The organism is Ruegeria sp. CE8 (assembly GCF_056537465.1).
In genome coordinates, this window is record NZ_JBQFRP010000028.1 from 1 (window position 1) to 4,350 (window position 4,350).

Below are 4,350 nucleotides of genomic sequence, written 5' to 3' on the forward strand. Positions count from 1 at the left end.
TTACCGCTTCTTGTTTTTTTTGCTTGTGCAGAATGGTCACAAGGATTGAAGAAAGGTGATTTTGTTTGGATTGGTTCGGGACTGGGTCCTGGAAAGTCGTTAGTCAGGCGGCAAAAATCGATAATGGCGTGAAGGTTCGAGCGGTGACATTGAGGCGGAGAAGCCTGTTGGCTTTGGTGTGCGCGGTTGCGCCGGGCATGGCGCAGGCGCAATCTGTGTCCACCTATGGCACGCCCGGCCTTCTTGAGGTTCCGACTGCCGAGATGTTCGATGACGGCGCGTTGGTGTTCACCGCGGCGGGGCTTCGGAACAGCGGCCGGGCGACGATGACGTTTCAGTTGCTGCCCTGGGTGAATGGCAGTTTCCGCTACGCCGTTATTGACAGGTTTTCCGATCCCGACCTGACAAATTACGACCGCAGTTTTGATGTCCACTTCCGGTTGCGTGAAGAAAGCAGGAACGGTCCGGCCATTGTGATGGGGCTGCGCGATTTTGGTGGTACGGGCATTTATGCTGCGGAATATTTCGTGGCCACAAAGACGTTTCGTGACCGGGTTAAGCTGACTGGCGGTATCGGTTGGGGGCGCATGGCCGGACGGGGCGCGTTTTCGAACCCGCTGGGCATATTTGGCAGCCGGTTCGATACCCGCCCGCGCTCGAACTCGAACGGTCAGGGGGGAGAGCTGGAGTTCGGCAACTGGTTTCGCGGCGACGCGGCCCTGTTTGGCGGTGTCAGCTGGCAATTTGACGACCGGCTGACCTTTCTGGCCGAGTATTCCCCCGATCTGTATACGGAGGAAGCCGTCGCAGACAGTTTGCGGGTCAAATCGCCGATCAATGTCGGGGTCCAGTACCGGTTCAAAAACGGATCACAGCTGACCACATCTTACCTTTACGGCACCACGCTGGGGCTGACCTACAGCTATTTCGTCGATCCGCGCAAAGCGGTGACGCCGGGCGGTCAGGGCGCCGCCCCGCCGCCGCTGCAGCCCGAGGCGCAGGTCGCTGCCGCAACGGCCGGGCGGACCTCGGGAGACATCCGGGCGCGGATGCAATCTGCGCTGAACCAGGAAGGGCTGCGGCTGGTCTACCTGTCCGAGACCGGCGACACGGTCCGCATCGGGGTTGAGAACAACCGCTATAACCAGGCTGCCCAGGCCCTTGGCCGGACCGCCCGCGTGCTGGCCAATGAACAGCCGCCCCAGAGCGAGCATTTCGACATCGCGCTGATGTCGAACGGCGTGCCGCTCAGCGCGGTGCGCGTCAACCGCGATGACCTTTACGAGCTGGAGCATGACCCCGACAATGCCTGGCGCAGCTTTGCCCGGGCCGAGGTCTCGGACACGCTGCCGCTGGTGCAGGGGGGGACCCTGAGTGATGCTTTCCCGCATTTCTCGTACCGGTTCGGCCCCTATCTGAACTTCTCGTTCTTTGATCCCGACGACCCGCTGCGATACGAGCTGGGCGCGGCGCTGGAGCTGGATTACACCCTGTCGCCGGGCCTGACCTTCTCGACCGGCCTGCGCCTGCCGATCCTCAGCACGCTGGATGACAGCACCCGTGTCTCGGACTCGACCTTGCCGCATGTGCGTTCGGATTGGGCGATCTATGCGCGCGAATCCAACCTGCGGATCGAGCATATGACCGCCGAGTATATGTGGCGCCCCGGCGAGAACCTCTATGCCCGCACCACGCTGGGCTACCTCGAGACCATGTTCGGCGGGCTTTCGGCCGAACTGTTGTGGTATCCCACCAACAGCCGCCTGGCCCTTGGGGCCGAGGCCAACTATGTGGCCCAGCGTGACTTTGACGTGCTGTTCGGCTTTCAGGATTACAACGTCTTCACCGGGCATGTTTCGGCCTATTACGACCTACCGGGCGAGTATCACGCGCAGGTCGATGTCGGGCGTTACCTGGCCGGTGACTATGGGGCCACCTTCACGCTGGATCGCGAGTTCAACAACGGCTTCAAGGTGGGCGCGTTCTTTACCCTGACCAATGTCAGCTCCGAGGAATTCGGCGAAGGCTCGTTCGACAAGGGCGTCCGGTTGGAAATCCCCGTTTCGTGGCTGACCGGACGCCCGTCGCGCAACAAGCTCGCGCAGACCATCCGACCCGTCCTGCGCGATGGCGGCGCGCGGCTGAATGTGCGCAACCGGCTTTACGGCGTGACCCGCGAGGCGCGCACGCAGGACCTGTCCCGCGGCTGGGGGAGGTTCTGGCGATGAAGGTTTTGCGCACCGCCCTGCTGACCCTGGCGCTGATCTCCTGCGGTGAAGCGCAGGACGATGTCGAGCTGCTCAAAGGAACGCTGTTTCCCAACGCGCCCCGGTTCAACCCGCGCGCCGAAGCGCTGGCCGCGCGCCGCCCGATCCCGCCCCGGCTCGAGGTTGGCTTCCCGACCCGCGATCTGGCCGGCGTCATGCTGCTGGAGACCGAGCGCGCCGGGGTGCAGACCTGGCTGACTGCGGATGGTGCAACCATCACGCTGGAGCAGGGCATGCTGACCTCGGCCCTGGGCTTTGGCGGCGGTCTGAGCGGATCGGATATCCGCCAGAGCGCCGATCTGGTCCTGGGCGGTGGCAGCGGTCAGGTCGAACGGTTCCACAGCTTTCTCAATGGCGATGACGAGGTCAACCTGCGCGCTTATAAATGCCTGATCACCCAAGCGGGCTCTGACACCGTTGTGCTGCGCGGCACACCCGTCGCCACGGCAAAATGGCAAGAGGATTGCTATGGGGTGGCGGATCGTTTCACCAACGTTTACTGGGTGCGCAAAAGCACCGGCCGTATCGTCCAGTCCTCGCAATGGACCGGGCCGTTTCTGGGCAACATGTTCATAAAGGTGGTGCCCGATGACAGTTAAGTTTCTGACCCGTGGAGGACGTACCGTGCGCCATATCCCACTTTTCTTCAGCGCGCTGGCCCTGACCGGCCTGATCGCCGGATGCTCGACGATCTACCGCAGCTCCTCGGTGACTGCGGGCGTCTCGGACGCGGGCAAGGTGCGCGTTGTACCGGTGACACCGGAAACGGTGCTGGTGGCCAACCGCTCGCCCTACGCCCCCAAGACCCTGCCATCGGTGTTCGGCCTGTCGGCCGGCTCGGGCTCCAGCACCAGCCTGCGCGGCACCGGCCCGCTGCCCGAGGCGCCCTCGACCCAGGACGGATCGCGCGCCGGGCTGCAGCTGGACCCGCCGCCCCAGGTCAACCCCGGCCCCTATACCATCGGCATCGGCGACGTGCTGGTTCTGTCGACCCCCTCGACCCAAGGCACCGCCGGAGAGCTGTCGGGCCTGCTGGCCGCGCAGAACAGCCGCAACGGCTATACCGTGCAGGATGACGGCTCGATCAACATCCCCGATGTCGGCCGTGTCCGGCTGGTCGGCCTGACCGTGGACGAGGCCGAGGCGCTACTGTTCCAACGCCTGGTGGAAAACCAGATCGACCCGACCTTCAGCCTGGAGATTGCCGAGTTCAACTCGCGCCGCGTCTCGGTCGGCGGGGCCGTCGGCCTGCCCGGCGTGCAGCCGATCACCCTGACCCAACTGACCCTGGGCGAGGCGCTGTCGGCCGCCGGGTCCGTCTCGGTCAGCGACATCGACAATTCCTCGGTACGCATCTACCGCGACGGGCAGGTCTATCAGATTCCGCTGGAAGACCTTTATTCGCGCACTGCGCTGCAGAACCTCAACCTGATCGCCAATGACTCGGTCTTTGTCGATACCGACTATGATCTGGACCGCGCCGAGCGCTACTTTGCCCAGCAGATCGCGCTGCGCGAGACCGTGCTCGAGGGCCGCCAGACCGCCCTGCAGGAACTGAACATCGCGGTCAATCTGCGCCGCGCCGACCTGGACGAACGCCGCAGCAATTTCCTCCAGTCCATCGAGCTGGATGCCGTCGACCGCGACTATGTCTACCTGTCCGGCGAGGTCCGTACCCAGGGTCGCTATCCCTTGCCGTTCAACCACAAAGCCACCCTGGCCGACGCGCTCTTTGACACCGGAGGCGGTGTCGCCAAGGAAACCGGCGACGCCTCCGAGGTCTACGTCCTGCGCGCCGCACAGGACCCCCGCGAACTCGGCGCCGTCACGGCATGGCACCTCGACACCAAAAACGCCGCGCACCTCACACTCGCCGCTCAGTTCGAACTGCGCTCCAACGACATCATCTTCATCGCAGAAAACCCCGTCACCAAATGGGGCAGAACGGTCAGCCAGATCGTACCGTCCCTCATCACAACACCCATCAACGCCGCGATAAACTGATAAAAAGCACCGCCAGATACCAAAGGCGGTGCGCAATCAAACCACTTGAAACTACGCCGCAGCACACAACCGCAATTAG

The 4,350-nt window shown here is 63.5% G+C and carries 3 protein-coding genes; all 3 read left to right on the plus strand.

From position 1 onward, the window contains the following. The first annotated feature begins 197 nt into the window (after positions 1–197). Genes ACR0AA_RS23185 through ACR0AA_RS23195 form a run of 3 tightly spaced genes read left to right on the plus strand, consistent with a single transcriptional unit; the run spans position 198 to position 4,271 of the window. A complete protein-coding gene (locus tag ACR0AA_RS23185) occupies positions 198–2,228 on the plus strand; it encodes a YjbH domain-containing protein (RefSeq protein WP_480757741.1) in 2,031 nt (676 codons plus the stop codon). Then, positions 2,225–2,866, plus strand: coding sequence for a YjbF family lipoprotein (locus ACR0AA_RS23190; RefSeq protein ID WP_480666397.1), 642 nt, complete (start codon positions 2,225–2,227; stop codon positions 2,864–2,866). The genes ACR0AA_RS23185 and ACR0AA_RS23190 overlap by 4 nt, the downstream gene beginning before the upstream one ends. Then, complete coding sequence (locus ACR0AA_RS23195) at positions 2,856–4,271, plus strand: polysaccharide biosynthesis/export family protein (RefSeq protein WP_480666396.1); 1,416 nt, start codon at positions 2,856–2,858, stop codon at positions 4,269–4,271. The genes ACR0AA_RS23190 and ACR0AA_RS23195 overlap by 11 nt, the downstream gene beginning before the upstream one ends. The last annotated feature ends 79 nt before the right edge of the window (positions 4,272–4,350 follow it).

What these genes read in the sequence shown, in the direction of transcription:
- ACR0AA_RS23190 (WP_480666397.1), top strand. Translation starts at nt 2,225, where the DNA reads ATGAAGGTTTTGCGCACCGCCCTGCTGACCCTGGCGCTGATCTCCTGC.
- ACR0AA_RS23185 (WP_480757741.1), top strand. Translation starts at nt 198, where the DNA reads ATGGCGCAGGCGCAATCTGTGTCCACCTATGGCACGCCCGGCCTTCTT.
- ACR0AA_RS23195 (WP_480666396.1), top strand. Translation starts at nt 2,856, where the DNA reads ATGACAGTTAAGTTTCTGACCCGTGGAGGACGTACCGTGCGCCATATC.